At 53.4% G+C, this 19,123-nt stretch carries 16 protein-coding genes and 1 pseudogene; 5 read left to right on the top strand and 12 right to left on the bottom strand.

Translation table 11 applies throughout. From position 1 onward, the window contains the following. Window positions 1–3: 3 nt before the first annotated feature. The 6 genes from AABA21_RS25975 to AABA21_RS26000 form a co-directional block, all read right to left on the bottom strand. Window positions 4–996: an AAA family ATPase gene (locus tag AABA21_RS25975; protein WP_338254704.1), complete on the bottom strand. Its 993-nt coding sequence runs from the start codon at window positions 994–996 to the stop codon at window positions 4–6. A gap of 296 nt (window positions 997–1,292) precedes the next feature. After that, window positions 1,293–1,916 carry a hypothetical protein gene (locus AABA21_RS25980; RefSeq protein ID WP_338254707.1) on the bottom strand — a complete coding sequence of 208 codons (624 nt, stop codon included), beginning with the start codon at window positions 1,914–1,916 and terminating at the stop codon, window positions 1,293–1,295. Window positions 1,917–2,120: 204 nt separating this feature from the next. After that, entirely contained in the window at window positions 2,121–2,990 is an 870-nt protein-coding gene (locus tag AABA21_RS25985; protein ID WP_338254708.1) for an alpha/beta fold hydrolase, read from the bottom strand. A 68-nt stretch (window positions 2,991–3,058) separates the two neighbouring features. Further along, the gene (gene eno / locus AABA21_RS25990; RefSeq protein WP_338254711.1) at window positions 3,059–4,384 is read right to left on the bottom strand and encodes a phosphopyruvate hydratase; all 1,326 of its coding nucleotides are present in this window, start codon (window positions 4,382–4,384) and stop codon (window positions 3,059–3,061) included. A 195-nt stretch (window positions 4,385–4,579) separates the two neighbouring features. Then, window positions 4,580–5,695, bottom strand: coding sequence for a histidinol-phosphate transaminase (hisC, locus tag AABA21_RS25995; RefSeq protein ID WP_338254712.1), 1,116 nt, complete (start codon window positions 5,693–5,695; stop codon window positions 4,580–4,582). An 8-nt stretch (window positions 5,696–5,703) separates the two neighbouring features. Next, window positions 5,704–6,816 (bottom strand): hypothetical protein, encoded by a 1,113-nt coding sequence (locus AABA21_RS26000; protein WP_338254714.1) that lies wholly within the window; start codon window positions 6,814–6,816, stop codon window positions 5,704–5,706. Between the two features lie 805 nt (window positions 6,817–7,621). Between AABA21_RS26000 and AABA21_RS26005 the strand changes: the two genes are divergently transcribed. Continuing rightward, a complete protein-coding gene (locus AABA21_RS26005) occupies window positions 7,622–9,220 on the top strand; it encodes an alpha,alpha-trehalose-phosphate synthase (UDP-forming) (protein ID WP_338254715.1) in 1,599 nt (532 codons plus the stop codon). Between the two features lie 118 nt (window positions 9,221–9,338). Here AABA21_RS26005 and otsB read toward each other — a convergent pair whose 3' ends face one another. From otsB to AABA21_RS26025, 3 genes and pseudogenes are all read right to left on the bottom strand, one after another. Beyond that, entirely contained in the window at window positions 9,339–10,145 is an 807-nt protein-coding gene (gene otsB / locus AABA21_RS26010; RefSeq protein ID WP_338254716.1) for a trehalose-phosphatase, read from the bottom strand. Between the two features lie 289 nt (window positions 10,146–10,434). Further along, entirely contained in the window at window positions 10,435–12,615 is a 2,181-nt protein-coding gene (locus AABA21_RS26015; RefSeq protein ID WP_338254718.1) for an amylo-alpha-1,6-glucosidase, read from the bottom strand. A 556-nt stretch (window positions 12,616–13,171) separates the two neighbouring features. Beyond that, window positions 13,172–14,160 (bottom strand): annotated as a pseudogene (locus AABA21_RS26025) (aldo/keto reductase). A gap of 386 nt (window positions 14,161–14,546) precedes the next feature. On the opposite strand from AABA21_RS26025, the gene AABA21_RS26030 reads away from it, so the two are divergent. Beyond that, a complete protein-coding gene (locus AABA21_RS26030) occupies window positions 14,547–14,924 on the top strand; it encodes a hypothetical protein (protein WP_338254721.1) in 378 nt (125 codons plus the stop codon). Then, on the top strand, window positions 14,894–15,607 hold the full coding sequence (locus AABA21_RS26035; protein WP_338254722.1) for a CHAP domain-containing protein: 714 nt from the start codon (window positions 14,894–14,896) through the stop codon (window positions 15,605–15,607). The genes AABA21_RS26030 and AABA21_RS26035 overlap by 31 nt, the downstream gene beginning before the upstream one ends. Window positions 15,608–15,734: 127 nt before the next feature. Here AABA21_RS26035 and AABA21_RS26040 read toward each other — a convergent pair whose 3' ends face one another. Further along, window positions 15,735–16,118, bottom strand: coding sequence for a DUF3037 domain-containing protein (locus AABA21_RS26040; protein WP_338254724.1), 384 nt, complete (start codon window positions 16,116–16,118; stop codon window positions 15,735–15,737). Then, window positions 16,096–16,878 carry a HipA family kinase gene (locus tag AABA21_RS26045; RefSeq protein ID WP_338254726.1) on the bottom strand — a complete coding sequence of 261 codons (783 nt, stop codon included), beginning with the start codon at window positions 16,876–16,878 and terminating at the stop codon, window positions 16,096–16,098. The genes AABA21_RS26040 and AABA21_RS26045 overlap by 23 nt, the downstream gene beginning before the upstream one ends. A 197-nt stretch (window positions 16,879–17,075) precedes the next feature. Between AABA21_RS26045 and AABA21_RS26050 the strand changes: the two genes are divergently transcribed. Next, the gene (locus tag AABA21_RS26050) at window positions 17,076–17,726 is read left to right on the top strand and encodes an SDR family NAD(P)-dependent oxidoreductase (protein ID WP_338254728.1); all 651 of its coding nucleotides are present in this window, start codon (window positions 17,076–17,078) and stop codon (window positions 17,724–17,726) included. Further along, window positions 17,704–17,826, top strand: a complete 123-nt coding sequence (locus AABA21_RS26055) for a hypothetical protein (RefSeq protein ID WP_338254729.1) — start codon at window positions 17,704–17,706, stop codon at window positions 17,824–17,826. The genes AABA21_RS26050 and AABA21_RS26055 overlap by 23 nt, the downstream gene beginning before the upstream one ends. A gap of 50 nt (window positions 17,827–17,876) precedes the next feature. Here the strand turns inward: AABA21_RS26055 and AABA21_RS26060 are convergent, their stop codons facing one another. Further along, window positions 17,877–18,875: a PfkB family carbohydrate kinase gene (locus tag AABA21_RS26060; RefSeq protein WP_338254730.1), complete on the bottom strand. Its 999-nt coding sequence runs from the start codon at window positions 18,873–18,875 to the stop codon at window positions 17,877–17,879. Window positions 18,876–19,123: the final 248 nt, after the last annotated feature.

Consider the following 19,123-nt stretch of genomic DNA (forward strand, 5'->3'; position numbering starts at 1 on the left):
AAATTACCTTGTAGCTGGCGGGGCCGCGATAGTCTCAACCGGCACCTCGATCGTCTGCACGATCTCGGTAATGATCTCCTGACTGCGTCGACCGCGCATGCGATTGCGATTGGTCGCCAGAATACGGTGTCCCAGAACAAAAGGCGACAGGTACTTGATATCGTCCGGCTGCACAAAGTTGCGCCCCTGGATGGCGGCGTAGGCTTCGCAGGCGCGATACAGGGCCAGTGTACCACGGGGACTCACTCCCAGCTGGATTGCGTCGTGCCGGCGCGTGGCACGCACAATGGCTAGCAGATAACGTTCCACTTCCGGCTGCCACTGCACCTCGCGGACCGCCCGCTGCAGGCCTACAAATTCGGTCGCGCTGACCACAGGCTGTAAGGTCTCCAGCGGCTCGTTCAACTTAAAGCGATGCAGGATCTCTTGCTCCTCCTGCTCTTCCGGATAGCCCATCTGCACCCGGAGCAGGAAGCGATCGAGCTGAGCCTCTGGCAGAGGAAACGTCCCTTCCAGTTCAACGGGATTCTGCGTGGCCAGCACCAGAAATGGGCGTGGCAGCTGTTTGCTTTCGCGCTCAACCGTCACCTGTCTCTCGGCCATCGCCTCCAGCAGAGCCGACTGCGTGCGCGGGGTCGTGCGATTAATCTCATCGACCAGCAGGATCTGGGCGAACAGGGGTCCGTTGCGGAAGACAAACTCATTCTGCTTCTGATCGTAATAGCTAACGCCGATGATATCAGTTGGAAGAAGATCGGGCGTACCCTGTACGCGTTGAAAGGTCGCGCCCAATGAACGGGCCAGCGCCTTGGCCAGCACTGTTTTACCCATACCCGGCACGTCTTCCAGCAGCACATGGCCGTCGCTCAACAATGCCACCAGCAAGAGATCGATAACTTCAACTTTGCCAATGATTACACGTGCCACATTGTCACGAATTTGTCCCGCGTACCGCTGAACCGCGGCCAATGACGGAACAAAAGCATCATTTCCCATCCCTATATAGCTCCAATCGTCATTATATCAGCCAAAGCGCCCCCGCTCGGGCGTCTGCATGCGCGGCCGCACTAGTTTTATATGTTGGTGCAGCAGGGCCGCAACCGCGACCCTGCTGCACCAACATATAAATGACTCGTGAGCACTGTAGGTGCGAAAAATCAGGCATGCGGCAGGCGATGATCTCGTGGATCTGACACTCTCAGAGAAGAGTGAGATATCCAATCGTTATACAAGTGTAACATGAAAAAGCCGCATTGGTCCAGAAAAGCATAAGCGGTCTGCGTTGACAGATTTTAATGCTGTGTTTTTTTGTGCAGATCGCGTAGCGCCTGCAGATAGGCATTCGTGTCATTCTGGAGCTGGCGCATATGTTCGGCGCGATAGGTTGTGGCACCTGGAGGCGTGGCGGCCGGAGGCGTGACTGGGTGTGAGAGCTGACGCAACGCCTGCATCCCTCGGGCAAAGAGCTGACGTACCGGCTTGAAGGTCAGGTAAGACCACAGCAGAAGCAGCAGATACCAGGATAAAAAGAGATAAGCCCGCTGATGCCGGAAAATCAGATAGCTGAGCAGGCCCAGCAACAGCGTATTGCCCGCGATGACAACAGGTTTGTCCGAGAGAAGCCCCTTCTTAATTATTGTGGATACTGGCGGGACGGTTGCTGGCAAATGACATTGTGGTGGCACCTGCTCTGAAGTGCCGCCCGGCTGTTCAGATTGTGATTTGAAGATGTCTGTATCCGTTGTGGGTAGTACACTGGTTAATGGGCGTATATGTTGTGCTTCTACCTTATCAGTTATGGGAGAGAGCGTTAATGATGGCAATAGATCTGTCGTGATTGGTGTAAGTGGAAGCAGTTCTCCACCGGTCGCAGCTTTAACGAGTAACACTTTCTTCAGACGTGGCATATGTGGCATATGTATACCCCCTGCAATCCCTTCAAAAACCCTTTAATACACGTTGCTCATTATACCGATCTATAGCGTATAAGGCAAGCATAATGACATAAAGATGTACTTATGGGGATATTCAGGCGGTTTTTTTATAATATAAGTAGTATGAAATTGGGGTCCGGCATGCCGGGCCCCAATTTCATACTACTTATATGTGCCTGCTATATGTTAGATGTTGGCGACAAAGTCGTTCAGTGCTCTGGCGACACCATCGGGGGCATCGAACAGCACCAGGTGACCGGCATTGGGGAGGACGACCAGCTGTGATTGTGGAATTTCACGATGCAGGCGTTCGGCGTAGGACAGCGGAATTTGCTCGTCCTTCTCGCCCCAGAGAATCAGCGTTGGTTTACCCAGGCCGCGCAGATCGCTGGAGACCGAGTTCAGGTAGTAGGGGATGAGGTTACGCACCTGTTGGAAGAGGATCTCTTTGCCGATCTCGTTGTTCCAGGGATCGACGTAGTTGCCGATCACCTTCGCGAACGCCTGTGGATTCGCGCTACCACGCGGCAGGGTCTCACTCAGATCCTTGATCAGATCTTCCAGCTGCGTATTATGGGGCGCGTCAAAATCGCGGCGTTTCTCCATATCGGTCAACGGCCAGTTTTCCGCGAATGTATGCAGGTAGCAGTTGGTATTGACCAGCACCAGAGCTCGTGTCTGTGGGCGCAGCAGGCGTGTCGCCAGCACCTGCGCTACACCACCGCCCAGGCCATGGCCGACCAGCACAATATTGGTAAGCTGCAGATCTTTAATCAAGTACGAAAGTACATCCGCCTGCCCCCAGACAGATGTATCGGCCGGCCACGGATGATCCGACTGACCGAAGCCAAGCATATCGAAGGCATAGACCGCGCGCCGTAGACCGCTGAGCTGGCCCATAATGCCTTCCCATGAGAAAGCCCCAGAAGGGAAATCATGCAGAAGCACAATGGCACCATCGGTGCCATATTCCGCACCCTGTACCAGGTAGCTGATGTTATAGTGAACAGAACGTCCCGAGCGTCGTTCGAGAACGTCAGATGTATTGCTAGCCATAAATCCTCTCTTTGGTAGATTCGGCCCTTGCGGCCGATTTTCCCGGCCCTTGCGGCCGATTTCTCCGATTACGCTTTGGCATAGAGATCGGGGACGTTGTAGAAGGCGCTGTAGCCTGCGTAGCGGGCGGTTTCGGCGCCCAGCTCATCCTCGATTACGAGCAATCGGTTGTATTTGGCGACCCGTTCGCTGCGCGCGGGGGCGCCAGTCTTAATCTGTCCCGCGTTGGTGGCGACCACCAGGTCCGCGATCGTCGTATCTTCTGTTTCACCTGAGCGATGGGAGACCACGGCCGTAAACTGGGCTCGTTTGGCCATCTCAATCGCATCCAGTGTCTCGGTCAGTGAACCAATCTGATTGAGCTTGATCAAAATAGAATTGGCGGACTGCTCTCTTATACCACGTTTTAGGCGCTCGGTGTTGGTAACAAACAGATCGTCACCAACGATCTGGACCCGGTTGCCGACGCGCTGACGGAACAGGGACCAACCCTCCCAGTCATCTTCGGCCAGGCCATCTTCAATCGTCACCAGGGGATACTCTCTGATCCACTGCTCATAGAGGCTGACCATCTCTGAGGAGGATAGAGTACGACCCTCGCGAGCCAGAGCATACTTGCCGTTTTCGTAGAGCTCGGTCGCAGCCGCGTCCATCCCCAGGTAAATATCTTTGCCGGGTTTATAGCCAGCGGTCTCGATCGCGGCTACCAGGACCTCCAACGCGGCACGATTGTCGCCCAGGGAAGGGGCAAAGCCACCCTCATCGCCAACATTTGTATTCAGCTTTTTATCGTGCAGCACCTTCTTCAAAGCCTGGTAGACCTCTGCGCCCATGCGCAGGGCCTCATGAAATGAAGACGCGCCAATGGGGAGCACCATATATTCCTGGAAATCGGTAGAATTATCGGCGTGTTTCCCACCATTGAGGATATTCATCATCGGCACAGGTAACGTGCGAGCGGAGACGCCACCCAGATAGCGATACAGTGGCTGCTGCTGTGCCTGTGCAGCCGCTTTAGCCACAGCCAGCGAAGCGCCCAGAATCGCGTTGGCCCCCAGATTCGCCTTATTGGGAGTTCCGTCTAACGAAATCATTACCTCATCGATCGTAGCCTGGTCCGTGGCGTCCAGTCCAACCAGGGCCTCCTCGATTGTATCCTGGACATTTGCTACAGCCTTCAGGACCCCCTTGCCGCCATAGCGACTCTTATCGCCATCGCGTAACTCAACTGCCTCGTGGGCACCTGTTGACGCGCCCGATGGTACCGCCGCGACACCCTGTGCGCCACCCATCAAAAGCACCTCAACCTGGACGGTTGGGTTCCCGCGCGAATCGAGTATTTCACGGGCCGTAACGGCCTCAATAGTCGTCAGTTCGTCTGTATTGTATGGCATGAATATATTTCCTCCACAAAACCATATATGTGCACGATTCTGCACATCCTTGCGCGGCTATTGTACATCGGAAAGAGGAAGTTGAGCAAGGGCATAAAGTATGATTAAGGAGTCAGTTGTGTGATGGCGCATGGGGCGCGAATGCGCGCCCCATGCGCCATCACACAACTGACTCCTCAAAGCCTAGATAATAATTTATATATATTCATCGATGCTATCGAGTGCGCTAGCAATGATATCTGTATGTTCGGGGCGCCCGACGCTCAGGCGGACAAAATTGCTCAGGTAGGGATGATTAAAGTAGCGGAGCATAACGCCGCGTGACTCGACCGCGAGCTTGATACGTTCCATCCGGACCTCTTCCACATCCACCTCGGTCAAAATGAAATTACCCTGTGAAGGCATAGGACGCAGATACGGACGCCGGGCCAGCATCTGAAACAGGCGATCTCGTTCCTCAATAAGCAAATGTACCTTGCCCAGTGTATAATCCAGGTGCTTCAATGTTTCGATGGCCGCGATATGGCCGGCCATATTAACCTCAAAGGGACACTGGGCGCGGCGCATGTACGACACGATCCACTCGGGGAAAATGCCATAGCCGACGCGCAAACCGGCCAGGCCAGCCCACTTGCTGAAGGTACGCATCACGATCAGGTTACGATGCTCGGGGACCAGGTGTGCCAGCCCCTTTGGCTTATCCGAGAACTCGGTGTAAGCCTCATCGACCATCACGATGCGGCCCGTATCCAGCAGGGCCAGGATATCCTGTTCGCTGACCGGGTTCCCGGTTGGATTATTAGGTGAGCAAAGAACGATCATCTTGGTTTCAGGGGTTAGGGCCTTGATGATGGCCTCTACATCCACTTCATAATCATCTGTGCGTGGCACCTCAAGTACATATGCCCCACAGAATGTCGTAATGAAGGTATACAGAGAGAATGTTGGAGGGCAACAGATAATGTTGTCACCAACCGAAAGAAAAATGTGCCAGAGCAGATTAATCAGCTCATTGCTACCGTGGCTTACCACGATATGACCGCTATCAACACCCGTATACTCGGCGAGCGCCTGTTTCAGTGCCCGCGAGTCTGTATCGGGATAATTATTATAAGCGAAGTAGTTACCTAAAGCGGCAACCACTTCTGGGGCTGGTCCATACGGACTTTCATTCGCGTTCAGCTTAATAAGCTGATCAACTGGTATTCCTGTACGTGCACTGAATGCTTCCTGAGACTCACCAGGTATATATTCAGCCATTCGGTCCAATTCTGGGCGCACGTGAACAGGACGAGGGGAATACGTATACATGGTTTGTCCTATTTTTTAGAGTCGGCGTCCACAAAAATTTGTGCAGGTCGACGAATCAGTGAGCTCCGGGCTGCGGTATTGCCGGTTGAACCATTCAAGAGCGAGCCACTATTGGCACCACCGAACTGCCGGGAAGGCTGAACGGTAGGCTGCCCCTGCTGGGTATCCGGGCGCTGCTCTATTGTTTGTTGCATCATATCCAGGCCCCGACGTAGCGTCATCATGTCGCGCATAAAACAGGCCACGGCAGAAGCTGCCGAACCTTTATCCTTTGAAGTTTCAAAGCGACGGGCTGTAGCTTCACCGGCCAGTTGAGCAGCTTCCGCCATGGGGTCGGAGGTTTTTGCTGCGTAGGCATCCTGGAAGATGTCGTCCCAGTCGCCCCAGCGACCACGTAGTGGCTTCCAGCCTAGCTGGCTGTCACTAATAGTTCGCCATTTCTCTTCGGTGAATTGAATCCAGTCCTCTAATAAACGATTTAAGGCAGCTACTTGTTGACGCAACTGTTCTTCTTCCTGCGAAGGTCGTTGTGAAAAACTTTGCGGCAACCCATCGGTGCTCTGCGGGCTCACGAACTCGTTATTGAAAGTGTTATTTCCCGCCGGTTGATAAGCGGGCTGACCTGCGAAGCCATTAGGAGAGAAATCTTGTGCCCCTGGAAAGAAGCCCGAACCATTGAATGGCTGCATCGCTTCGGATGATTGCCCGGGCATACCTAGCATTGGTAGCTCCGTGCCAGCAGGTAACTCGCCAATCACATGGATACCATTGGCGCCCAACAGTGGGCTCATAATGGTGCTGCCATCCTGTAGCATAATGCTATCAGTCAGGCCCGAGTTCCCTCCAATGACAATCTCCTCATGGCCAACCGCATCCAGGATACGCCAGGCCAGGCGTGGGTGTTGTACAGACCACCAGACTCTACGGCCAATAAATACGGCGGCAAAGGTAAAGTTCACCACCAGCCAGACAATACCACGCACCGCTAACCAGTTGACGAGCGCAATCACAATAATGATATACCATGGGTTTTGCTGTCCCGCCTCCTCAATAAAAGTTAGTACGGCTGCAACGGTAAGGCTGGGATCGCGCAACGGATTAATGAAATCCAGTATACGCAAAAACCAATTCCTACCCTTTGTCTCTTCCAAATTTGCGCTCCTCTCAATAGTGCCACGGGTCAGATAAACACATAACTCTCTCTGCTTCTTGCAGGGCAATTCTAGCATGATGCCCTATGTGACCGCAAAAATTTACCTGGCACATAGTAGTTATGGGTTATCGTCTATCTTGTATCTGGTAAAGAGATACCAGTTAATCAGTATATACAATGGGAATAGCGATAGATATGAATAACAGGAAGCAGAAGGTAAAGCAAACCAGCATCCTGATCGCTCTTCTATAACCAAAACGAGTACTTCGGCAGGTCTTCGCGCATATGGGACTATTGTCTCACCGTGTATAAGGAAGGTTAATCGTGACGAACAATTTTTTGATGTAATTAGGTGTAATACGTCTTATTTATAAACGAGGAGGTAAACATATAGATGAAGAAATAGGTGCCAAAAAATGAGTCGATACATGACCTATTATCGTGTCAAGTGTGGGAAGTTATTACTGCTGAAAGGTAAGAACGTTACAAGCAGGCAAACCACAACAGAGATTTCAGGTGTTGTCTCTCCAATAATCTGTGTAAACAGCCCTCGGAAGCAGAGTCTATGCATTCTGCTTTATTGTATGGTAACATTACTCTTGGGGACTTGCATAGCTCCGTCATGCATGAATATGTTTGTTAGTAGGTCAGGTCGTGTCAATGTTTCAGGCTTCAAAAAGAACCAAGACACTTTTGAGAAGGGCGCAATACAGATTGAGGCACGGCCGTACTGAAAGCAAAAACAGTAAACACCTGTTAGAAAGGATATACCCATGCCCACGCGGAAGACGACAAAGGTCCCTCCTCCGCAGCTATCGCACGCTCAACGTCTGATCATTGCTTCGAACCGGGGTCCAGTAGAATTTCAGCTCAAGCAGGATAAGACGCTCAAAGCGAGGCGCGGTGCTGGCGGTATGGTAACGGCACTCATTGATGCCGGAAACCGTATGGAGGTCTCGTGGGTTGCAATGACCATGACTGATGGGGACCGCCTGGCTGTGAAGAAAGCCCAGGAAGAGAATAATGGCATTCTACATTCGCCTATCCCTGGTCAAAAAATGCAACTGCGCTATGTTTCCGTATCCAAGGATGCATACCGTAAACATTATGAAAAAATCAGTAATGAGCTGCTCTGGTTCCTACAACACTACATGTATGATCCTACACAGGATTCCGTTTCGGCGGCCCAGCTTCAGGATGCCTGGGAGACCGGCTATACCGTGGCTAATCAGGCCATAGCTGACGCGGTCTGCACCGAGATCGAGAGTGAAACTACCGTACCCGTGGTGATGTTGCAGGACTATCATCTCTACCTGGCGCCATTAATGATTCGTCAGCGACACCCAACTATTATCATGCAGCAATTCATCCACATCCCCTGGCCTGATGTACGTTGCTGGCATTTCTTGCCCAGCAATATCGCGCAGGCGATTTACAGCGGATTGGTTGGTAATGATATTATCGGTTTTCAGACCGAGCGTGATGCGCGCAACTTTCTAGAAGGGGCTCGTACGCTCTTAGATGGAGCAGTCGTCGATTTTGAGGAAGGAGCCATCTGGTGGCAGGGGCATCGCACTCAAACGAGGGCTTATCCTATCTCAATTTCTGTCTCGGAAGAGCGCCGTGTCGTCAATAGTGCCGCTGGACGTCGAGCCGCTGAGCAAATGAAGAAATTGCTTTGTGACTATACCATTATGCGCGTCGATCGCGTCGAGCCAACCAAAAACATCATTCGTGGTTTTCAGGCCTATGAGGATGTACTTAAAAAACATCCAGAACTGCATGGGAAAGTGACTTTCCTTGCGTTTCTGGTGCCCTCACGTCAGAGTCTTCCCACTTATCGCCGCTTCGATGGAGATGTCCGCGCGTTGATTGAGGAGATCAACAACCAGTATGGCACTGACGATTGGACACCCATCCAGGCATTCTTTGGTAATGACCGCGTACGAGCGCTGGCCGCCATGCAGTATTATGATGTGCTGCTGGTTAATCCAATCATCGATGGTATGAACCTGGTTGCCAAAGAAGGGCCAGCCGTCAACCAGACCGATGGGGTGCTGGTCTTGTCGCGTACAGCAGGAGCATTTCAACAACTGGCAAAAGGTTCTATCCCGACCTCGCCAACCGATGTCTTTGAAACTTCTCAAGCGTTATATCATGCACTGACGTTGTCCCCTGAGGAGAGGCATTTGAAGGCGACCCTGGCCCGCCAGGCGGTTGAACGCAGCGACCTGACCATCTGGATGGCCCGCCAGATCTCGGATATGAACGAGTTGCTGGAGCGCGTCTTTGCCGGTACTACATCAACACCTGTTGTATCATCTAATATCAATCCCCTTTCAGGTACACCCATTGTTGCTCATATGGCATAGTGTGTCCCGTGGTATAGCAGTGCTTGCTAGATAACCAATCAGGCCGATGTAATAGCGATGCAACTGTAGAGGTACCATGTCGGTACCCCTACGATTGCTTGCTTTATTGCGGCCTTTTTTATTCTTTCTCCTCGCCGATGGCGATCATCATCTGTTGCAGCATGTCTACCATGGCCTCAACCCCCTGCACCACGCTATCCGCGTGTTCGAGTAACGCCGGAGGGGTATCCGCGTGTTGGACCACTATCCCGTGGGCTGCGTAGCCGTCCTGGCGCAGGTGCTCAATCTCCAGCAGGCCGTAGAGGTCCGTGCGGTCGTCACCGGCGAAGATGACTCCCTTCAACCCAAAGTGTTCGACGAAGCGACGAAGCGCTTTCCCTTTATTGATCGTGAGTGGCGCGAGTATCTCGACCGCGCGTTTACCCTCGTCGAGATGCATATGCAGTCTGGCGGCGGGCTCTTTCAGCGTGGCTAGAATCGTCGCGCGCGCCTGCTCTGGATCGGATGCGAGGCGATAGTGTAACGTGCCGCCGACACTTTTACGCTGCACGATCAGCCCTGGTATCTGTGGCACCAGTTCGTTTTCCGCCAGGTCTAATAGCTCCTGGCCGGGCTGTGCATAGGGTACCGCCTCGGGAATCAATTCTATCTCATGGGTAGAGGGTAGGCCCTGACACCATTCCAATCCGTGCGTGCCTACATAGGTCAGATCCTCTACATTGACGATACGCGCCCCGTCGGCAACGGCGCGACCGGTGATGATGCCAACATGCGCGAACTGGCTGGCCTGGCGCAGATATTCGGCGGCCCCTGGATAGAGCCTCGCCTCGTCAGGGGTGGGGGCGATCGGACTTAAGGTACCATCTATATCAAATACTAATCCAAGGGGACGTTGAGCGAGTACTGAGGTGATATTTTGTGACACTATCACATCTTCTCCATCTTCTAGTATGCTTACTTGTTATCTAAACTGAACATTCGTGTTCACTATGTCTGATACGACTATCGTTTGTCAATGGAGAGTGAGCGTATGCGCCTCCGCACGGACGGCCGCATGCGCGGCCGCCTGGATTTTATTTATGCGTACACCAGGGGGGAGCATATGCTCCCCCCTGGTGTACGCATAAATAAAACGACTTTTGCCTGCTTGTCTTATAGCAGTGGTAGTGCACCAGGAGTGCACATGCCCCCTGGTGCATTGACGACGCGTTTCCTTAGTAAAGCACTCGTACATCGACGGAGTTGTCGCGGCCGATGGAGACATCGGTCTGGCTTCCTCGACGGTTGAAGCGCAGGTGTAGACGCTGTGAGCCGACGGTGAGGCCGTTGATCTCCAGGCTACCAAGCCAGTCTGGCAGGGCTGGCTGGTGCAGGGTCAGGCGGCCCTCAGCGGCATTGGGGTGCAGTCCCAGGAGGGAAAAGAGCAGTGTTACGGGGGCGCCCGCCGCCCAGGCCTGCGGTGAACACGAAACCGGATAGCGCGTAGGACCATAGCCCTCACGGCGCTCAAAGCCACAATAGAGCTCGGGCAGGCGTGCATCGGGAAAATGCTGGCTGGCCTCAAACAGACTCTTGAGCAGCTGGCCGGCTTCCTGTTTGCCACCATAGAGGGCGAAACCGCTGCCAACCAGGGCCGTGTCGTGTGGCCAGACGGAGCCATTGTGATAGCTCAAGGGATTGTAGCGGGCCGCCTTTGTAGACAGGGTGCGCATGCCCCAGCCGCTGAACATATCCTTACGCATCAAGCGCTCAATGATCTGGCGCGCTTTATCGTCTGGCAGGATGCCGGTCCAGAGGCACTGTCCGGCATTAGAGGCCACGACATCGCATGGTTCTTTATTCTCGGCCAGGGCCATGTAGATGCTCTGCTCGGCCTCCCACCAGAACTGCTCCAGAAAGTTTTCCTGCAGGGTCTCGGCCTTATGGTCCCAGGTGCGGGCCTCCTCGGTTCTTCTGAGGCGGCGCGCCAGGTAGCTACCCGCGCGATAGGCCGCGTAGGCATAGCCCTGCACCTCGCATAGCGCCAGCGGCGAACGAGCGATTCTACTATCGCTGTGGGTCATGCTATCCCAGGCATCTTTCCAGCCTTGATTCGCCAGACCCGTACTGGCCTTGCGGCTGTATTCAAGGAATGAATCCCCATCCTGGTCTCCGTAATTGATCATCCAGTCGATGGCGGCCTGAATATGGGACCAATGCCGTTCCAGGAAAGGGATATCATCGGTCCAGCGCATATACGCCTCGAACAGGATCACAAACAGCGGGGTGGCATCAATTGTTCCATAATAAGGAATGTAGGGAATTTCACGGCAGGCGGCCATCTCACCTTTTCTGAACTCGTGCAAGATTTTGCCGGGCTCCTCATCGGTGAACGCATCCGTTTTTGTGCCCTGGTAGGCCGCCAGGAACGCCAGGGTGCCACGGGCCACCTGTGGATATAAGGGCAGGAATTCCAGCGCCGTAATCAATCCGTCGCGTCCAAAGGGGCAGTTGAACCAGGGGATGCCGGCATAGGGATAATAGCCGTGGGGCGTCATCGTGCTCAGCATCATCAGATCCTGAATGCCACGCTCCAGCAAGCGATTGAAGAAAGGATGGTCGGTTTCGAGCGTCGGCTGTTGCGTTTCCCGCCAGAGCGTGATGGCCTGGGCGGTCTCCAATGGTTCCTGGCTTGACTCGCTCATATGGAGCAGCAGGCTGATCTCTACAGGCTCACCACGCTTAAGCTGCAGCTTCCAGTCCATCTGCTCACCTTGATTTGAGGATGGCTCGGGAGATGTCTGAATCGCTGTTGAACGCGTTACCTGGTCGAGCCCCTGATAACTGAGCTGCACGCCGTTCTGACCAATCTTGATTGGTTGCTGCACACCACGCTTCTCACGCACCGTACCTCGCACTTCAAACATATCACAATAATCGGCGCCCACCATAAGGCTTAAAGTCAGAGATAGATCGGTAGTATGAAAATTGGTAATTGTAAACGTTTGTTTGAGATAGTCTTGTTCTAGTTCGATAAAACGATCAACATGGACCACACCCTGTTCCAGGAGCGTCTCCTCTGTTAATTGTAATGGCATATTTGTCAGGTCGATATGGCATGCATCGCTCATAGTTGAAGTCTGATGTGAGAGGGCCACCAGTTTCTTCCCCTCCAGAAAAAGGTTGCACGAGCGCAGGAAGCGCGTCCCATGCCGGAATAGTCCCATTTCCTGGCGCGTGGCGAGAAGATCACCACACACGTCTAAGAGAAGAAAACTATCGCCGCATTTTAGCGTGATCGATGTCGCGTTAACCTGCTGTTGTTCTTCTTCCTCAATGAGCTTGATTGCCTCTGATTGTACCTGCTGACCCTCAACTATTGGTAGCAGGGCCACATGCATTTCGTCATCTATCATGACAGCTTTCCTACCTGGTATAAAGAAATGCCTACGTTTTACCGTAGGTGGAATGCACAAATGGGTAACAGTGGCGCGCTGGCTTGCTACACTGAGAGGTCTACCACAAAGGGGTGCACCAAAAAGAATGCAGTGTGTCCAGAAAAAGTATAGGATTGCACATTACATCTAGGGCATCTCTGCCTCCCTGGCACGGCTCCTTTTGAAGCCGCTGTGGGTGTACTTCTACCTCTATGTTTAAGTACCCTTTGATACTTATCGTACCTCATGCTACCTACAACTATACATCAGAAGAGGAATATTTAGTCCAGAGTAATAGGACATTTAGTGTTTCGCTATAGTACCATAGTGTAGTCGGGTTATGAATTATAAGGATACTTATTGGCACAGATTCGGGTAGACTGTAGAAAAATGATTGTATATATAAAGCGAGGAGGCGATTTGCAAATCGCCTCCTCGCTGTGGTGCCGCCTACGGCGGCGAAAATATGAATATGTATGGGGTAACGCGCGGCGGCCTGGCAGGCCGCCGCGCGTTACCCCATACATATGTAGTTTTACCAGCGAGGGTGGACCTGGGCGCGGATGCGTCGGTCGTAGAGGTCCTGGATGCGGCGCATGGTGTCGTCGCTTAGTGGTGCCAGGTTTGCGGCCTGGGTGTTGCTGCTGGCCTGTTCTGGATTTTGGCACCCGGGATCACGGTTGAGACCTCGGGGAACATTAAGATCCAGCGCAGGGCGAACTGGGCCATCGTGGCGCCCTCGGGGACGAGGCCGCGCAGCTCTTCGACCGCCTGCAGGCCGGTCTCATAATCAACGCCGGAGAATGTTTCACCCTGGTCGAACGATTCACCATGGCGGTTAAAGTTGCGGTGGTCTTTGATGTCAAACTGCGTATCGGACTTGAGTTTGCCGGTGAGCAGACCGCTGGCCAGCGGGACGCGCACGATGATACCAACGTTGCGCTCACGGGCGGCGGCAAAGAATTCCTCGGCCGGTTTGAGACGGAACATATTGAAGATGATCTGGACCGTCTTGACGTTGGGATACTGGATGGCTTTGAGCGCCTCTTCAACCTTTTCGACGCTCACACCATAATTTTTAAGTTTTCCTTCTTGAACCAGGGTATCCAGGTGTCCAAAGACTTCCGGCATATCGTAGACATCAGAGGGTGGGCAATGGAGCTGCAGCAGATCCAGGGCCTCAACGTCCAGATTGCGCAAGCTGCGCTCGACAAAGCCTCTGAGGTTCTGCAGGTTGTTATAACCTGAGGCCACATGTGGATTCAGTTTGCGGCCAGCTTTAGTAGCGATAAACAGGGGTTCGCTGCGCTCTTTGCGTACCCGGGCCACTAACTGCTCCGAATGGCCATTGCCATAAACATCGGCGGTATCGATAAAGTTGACCCCTTCGTCGATCGCTTTATGCAAAGCCGCCAGAGCGACCGAATCATCCGTCTGCCCCCAGGCATCACCACCTATACCCCAGGAACCGAAGCCAATCTCAGAGGCATCCCATCCGGTGCGTCCAAGCGTGCGATAGTGCATGGTGTCATCCTTTCTGGAACTGAACTTATCTAGCTCTCACTGTGTCCCTATAGCTTATCGCAGAGTAGAGGACAATGCCAAATCGACACGCGAAATTTTAATGTGCTCTTTACATCTCTGTAGATATTCTGTGGTCATAAAAGATGTGCTAATAATTTTATGGCTATTATACATGCAAAAATTGAGTAGTTATATAGTCCTGTATTTTGGTGGATTGTTTGACGCAATATCATGTTATTGATTAAAGTTTGTTGATGTAAGTACTAAATATTTTATGCGTCGTATGTGGTGCTTGCTTACATTCAGATTACTATGAAGCATAGCTTGAGAAACATCTGAATGTGAAAAAGTGTAGTGTTAGCTGTGTAAGATTGAAGGTAATTCGTATGTCGTTTAGAGATCGTGATGATAAAATTGTTACTGGAGTTCACAAAAGCGTTGCTTCGGCAGAGCTAGCAAGAGGGGATACAGGTGAGCTCGTTACGCAACTGTCGTTCCCCGAGCAGCAGTCATTTCCTGATACCGGTGCTTTGACGGCTGTTTCAACTCCGAAGAAGCCCACGTCTGTTGCCACTGCCTCGGACCCTTCGATGATGCCAGGCTCGACACAGAGCAAGCTTACGACGACATCGGTACGTATGCCCATCGTTATTCCCGGAAGTGGCAAGCCGAAGGCAGTTGCTACGCGCCCTGCTCTGAAGCGAAGAATGGTTGTCCATGGGGGGTGGCGCTGGTGTTACTGTTTATCGTTGGGGGCGCATTGATGGCCGCGATTCCCTCGGGGAAGAGCCAGGCATTCAACTTAGGTATGCCGTTCCAACCATCGACGAGCGCGGTTAACGGGCAGCAGAATAATACAGCGCTGATCGCCGCGCAGGCGGCGACCGCGACCGCGGTGACGCAAGATGGTTTTGATCCGGGCAATGTGACCTATGCCGGTGTAAAGCAGAATCCGGTCCCGGTTGCTCCAGCGCCAGTTCCGACGCTGGCTCCGCCACCAATTGCGACCCAGGCTCCGGCCCCCGCCCCGGTGACGGCTCCCGCTCCCGCCCCGGTAACCACCGTTGGCGGCAATGCTGATAGCTCAGGCCGCTTCTTTGTCGGCCAGTGTACCTACTGGGCGAATATCCATTATCATGGATTGACCGGCTGGTGGGTTGAGTGGCTGGGCAATGCGAATGAATGGGCTGGCAACGCGGCCGCTTATGGCTGGATTACGTCGTCTGAACCCAATCCAAATGGTCCTTCGATTATTGTGCTGCAGGCGTATACGCAGGGCGCAGGCGCGTATGGACACGTTGGTGTGGTGGAATCGGGTGTCAGCGCGGCAAGCGCGAACGCGAATGGTGTGAATGTCAGCAACATGAACTGGAACGGTGGTTGGGATCAGGTAGCCTACACGAAATTCTATCCTGGAGCTGGCGTTACTTTTATCTGGCATCCATAGATGCTCATCGATTTTGAATCGTAGATATTTGTTTCTGCAAAAGAGATGCGGTGGGAATGAACCAGAGTGGTTCCCGCCGCATCTCTTTTGTGTTTTGGGGAAGGCATGTGCCATCTTTATTTTTAGATCAGAGCACTAGTTGCTTGAGCAGGTGGCTGAGCGCGTTTTCCGGCTGCTGGCAGAGTCCCGAGTGGACGGGAGAGGTTTGAATAATGGCGCTACGCGGTGAGACCAACCAGTGAAAGCGCTCCGACTGTGAGAGCTGGCCGATGGGGCCGCTTTCCTTTTTACCCGAGCAGACCAGCAGCAGGTGATCCAACTGGGTTTGCACGGCTGTAAGGTCTAAGGTAGGGGCAAACGCGCTGACGCGTGTTTCATCCAGGTGTATGCGTGCTTCCATGAAGCGGCGCGTGCGGCAAAACAAAATTACGCCGACGTTTATACATTCACCGCGCTCGACATCTGGCACAAGGCGGATAATTGCATAGTCATAAGAGCTGATCGCGGGCACGCAGGGCCTCCTCTACAAAAATTGATGAATGCTCCAGGCGATCCAGCAGATAGTCTAGATATGCTTGTCGATGGAGGGCGGGTGTGGCGAAGGTGGCATCCTGTTCCAACCAGGATTCCGGGATCAGATCGATGATGGCTTTGAGCCTGGCCGCGTCCAGGCGGCTCTGGAGATCCTGGTCAGCTTCCGGCAGCATGCTGGCCACCGGCAATAAGACGTGGTTCTTGATGGTGGTAAATGGAATGCGACTGCGGGACATGTAGTCAGCATTGACGTGATGGAAATAGAGCGAGGCCCCATGATCGATCAGCATCAGGCGACGATGCCACCAGAGCATATTGGTATTGCGGGGTGTGCGATCCACGTTTGTCACGAAGGCATCAAACCAGAGGATCGACGATGCCAGCATGGGATCAAGGTCGACTGCATCCAGGGCATCAAAGGTCAGCGCCCCAGGTAGAAAGTCCAGGCCCAGATTCAGGCCCGCGCTGGCCTTCAGCAGTTCTTGAATCTCAAAATCGGGTTCAGAGCGCCCCAGCACAGGGTCCAGTTCCATAAAGACAATTTCGGGCACAGGAAGCCCCAGCGTGCGCGCTATCTCGCCCGCCACCAACTCGGCGATCAATGCCTTCAGTCCCTGGCCCGCGCCACGGAACTTCAGAACATAGAGGCCATCGTCATCGGCCTCGACCAGCGCCGGTAGTGATCCTCCCTCGCGCAATGGGGTCACATAGCGTGTAGTGGTAATTGTTCTCAACATACCAGTATTTTAGCATAGCTTTACGCTGGTCGTGTGCTGAGAATAAGTGCCGACATTACTGATGAGCTAAATATCCCAATTTATTATTTCGATTGTACGTTTAGCATTGTTTATTCGTGTTATAGCTGTATACTAAAATACATCTATTTTCAAAAGTCCGAGTATATTTCTATTTCAAAAGAGGTTTACAAGAACATATGGCAAATTTATTACAGGATAAAGTCGCCCTGATCACGGGAGCATCATCGGGAATTGGCGAAGCGTCGGCGCTCTCGCTGGCGGCCGAGGGAGCATATGTGGCGGTCGTGGCGCGACGTGGAGACCGCTTGCAGGATTTGCTTCGTCGCATCCATGAGCGAGGTGGCCGGGCGCTGCCGATTGTCGCGGACGTCGCCGACGAGCAGCAGGTGGCAGCGATGGTCAAACACGTCAAAAATAAATTGGGGCGTATCGACATTCTGGTCAATAATGCTGGTGTGATGCTATTAGGCCAGATTGATGGCGCCAACACCGAGGACTGGCGGCGCATGGTCGCCATCAACGTAATGGGATTGATGTATACGACGCATGCCGTTTTGCCGATTATGAAAGAGCAGAATCATGGGCATATCATCAATATCTCCTCGGTGGCTGGCCGTGTCGCGCGTGCTGGTAGCGGCGTCTATAATGTGACCAAGTGGGGCGTGGTGGCTTTCTCTGAGGCGTTAAGGCAGGAGAGCTATAAAAATAATATTCGCGTGACTGTGATCGAGCCGGGAGCGGTCGCCACCGAGTTGACCAATCATATTACCGATGAGAGTGCCAAAAAGCAGCAAGGGGGAGTGGTTGCAGGGATTGACCCCGCTTGAAAGTGAGGATATCGCCGCGGCGATCGTTTATGCTGTGACGCAGCCAGAGCGTGTGAATGTTAATGAGATTTTGATTCGCCCCACGGGACAGGATCGCTAGTTAAAGAGCATGGAAATGGGTCAGACGCGCCATTTCCATGCTCTCGCATTTTAGCGGAAGCGCTTGTTTGTCTCGGTCCGAATGAGGTTTTTGACGTCGGTTGGATGGAAGATGGCGATATCGCCCGGCGTGCAGCGTTTAAGGGCGGCCAGGGCATTGCCAAATTCGAGTGGTGTCAGGCCGGCCTCACCACGCTGAGTGACCAGTTCGTGGTAGAGTGTTCCCTCCATACAGGCATAAAGGTAACCAGCGGCGAAGGCATCGCCCGAGCCGAAGCGGGCGTTGCCCTCGGTTGGGAAGCAGGGGGCGTGGGCGTATGTTCCGTGGTCCAGGTGGGCAGAACCCGCCCCACCGAGCGTCAGGACCAGCCTCTTGTCGGAGCCGAAGCGCCCGGCCATCTGTTGCAGAATCTCGGCAGGCTCACCTTCAAAGCCCCATAGTTCGGCGGCGTCGGCACGTGCGCAGAAGAGGATGCAGGCCTGCTGACAGGCCTGCTCGATCTGCCTGGCAGCCTCCTGCGGGGACCAGAGCTTGGCGCGATAATTGACATCGAAAGAGAGTGGTACCCGGTTGCTGTGGGCGCACTCCAGCAGGCGCTGAAAGACCTGCCGCGCCTGGGGACTGAGCGCGGGCGTAATGCCCGTGAGGTGGAGCATGCGCGCCTCATCGACCAGTGTATATGGCACCGTCTCGGGATCGATCAGAGCGCAGGCGGAGGCGGCGCGATCATAGTAAACCTGCAGTCCCAGCGGTGAGGGCGCCTCCTCGGCGTAGAAGGTCCCCAGGCGTGCCTGTGGGGAGGCCCAGCTAACGAAGCCAGTATCAACGCCATGGCTGCGTAGCTCGGTCTCTACGTGCTTTCCTAGCGGATTATCGGGCAGGCCTGACAGCCAGCAGACCCGAAAGTTCAGACGCGCCAGGCTGGCCAGGGTATTGGACTCGCTGCCCCCAACATAAATATTTAGAGCCTGCGCGGTCTCCAACCGGTTCCCACCGGATGTGGTCAGGCGTAACATCGTCTCACCGAAGCTAACAACGTCTACTGGCATAGTCTTCTCTCTACCTTCCTTTTAGATAAAGCATCAATTGCACTGGTTTGATGTGTTGATGCATCGGGGGCACGAAGGCGCCCCCGATGCATCAACACCCATACCCTTTGAGCACCGCGGGTACGAAAACCCAGGTATGTGCCAGGCAATGAGCTTGCTCGTCAGATATATTCTGGCGCAAAGTATGCTGCTCGGGATGCACATTGGTACATGATATAATGAGTTAACTGCAAAAGACAACTACATAA

Source organism: Dictyobacter halimunensis (assembly GCF_036245075.1).

Coding starts and splice junctions, on each gene's coding strand:
- AABA21_RS26060 (WP_338254730.1), bottom strand. CDS start 18,875: ATGCCAGTAGACGTTGTTAGCTTCGGTGAGACGATGTTACGCCTGACC.
- AABA21_RS26030 (WP_338254721.1), top strand. CDS start 14,547: ATGTCGTTTAGAGATCGTGATGATAAAATTGTTACTGGAGTTCACAAA.
- AABA21_RS25975 (WP_338254704.1), bottom strand. CDS start 996: ATGGGAAATGATGCTTTTGTTCCGTCATTGGCCGCGGTTCAGCGGTAC.
- AABA21_RS26045 (WP_338254726.1), bottom strand. CDS start 16,878: ATGTTGAGAACAATTACCACTACACGCTATGTGACCCCATTGCGCGAG.
- hisC (WP_338254712.1), bottom strand. CDS start 5,695: ATGTATACGTATTCCCCTCGTCCTGTTCACGTGCGCCCAGAATTGGAC.
- AABA21_RS26015 (WP_338254718.1), bottom strand. CDS start 12,615: ATGATAGATGACGAAATGCATGTGGCCCTGCTACCAATAGTTGAGGGT.
- AABA21_RS25985 (WP_338254708.1), bottom strand. CDS start 2,990: ATGGCTAGCAATACATCTGACGTTCTCGAACGACGCTCGGGACGTTCT.
- eno (WP_338254711.1), bottom strand. CDS start 4,384: ATGCCATACAATACAGACGAACTGACGACTATTGAGGCCGTTACGGCC.
- AABA21_RS26005 (WP_338254715.1), top strand. CDS start 7,622: ATGCCCACGCGGAAGACGACAAAGGTCCCTCCTCCGCAGCTATCGCAC.
- AABA21_RS26050 (WP_338254728.1), top strand. CDS start 17,076: ATGGCAAATTTATTACAGGATAAAGTCGCCCTGATCACGGGAGCATCA.
- AABA21_RS25980 (WP_338254707.1), bottom strand. CDS start 1,916: ATGCCACATATGCCACGTCTGAAGAAAGTGTTACTCGTTAAAGCTGCG.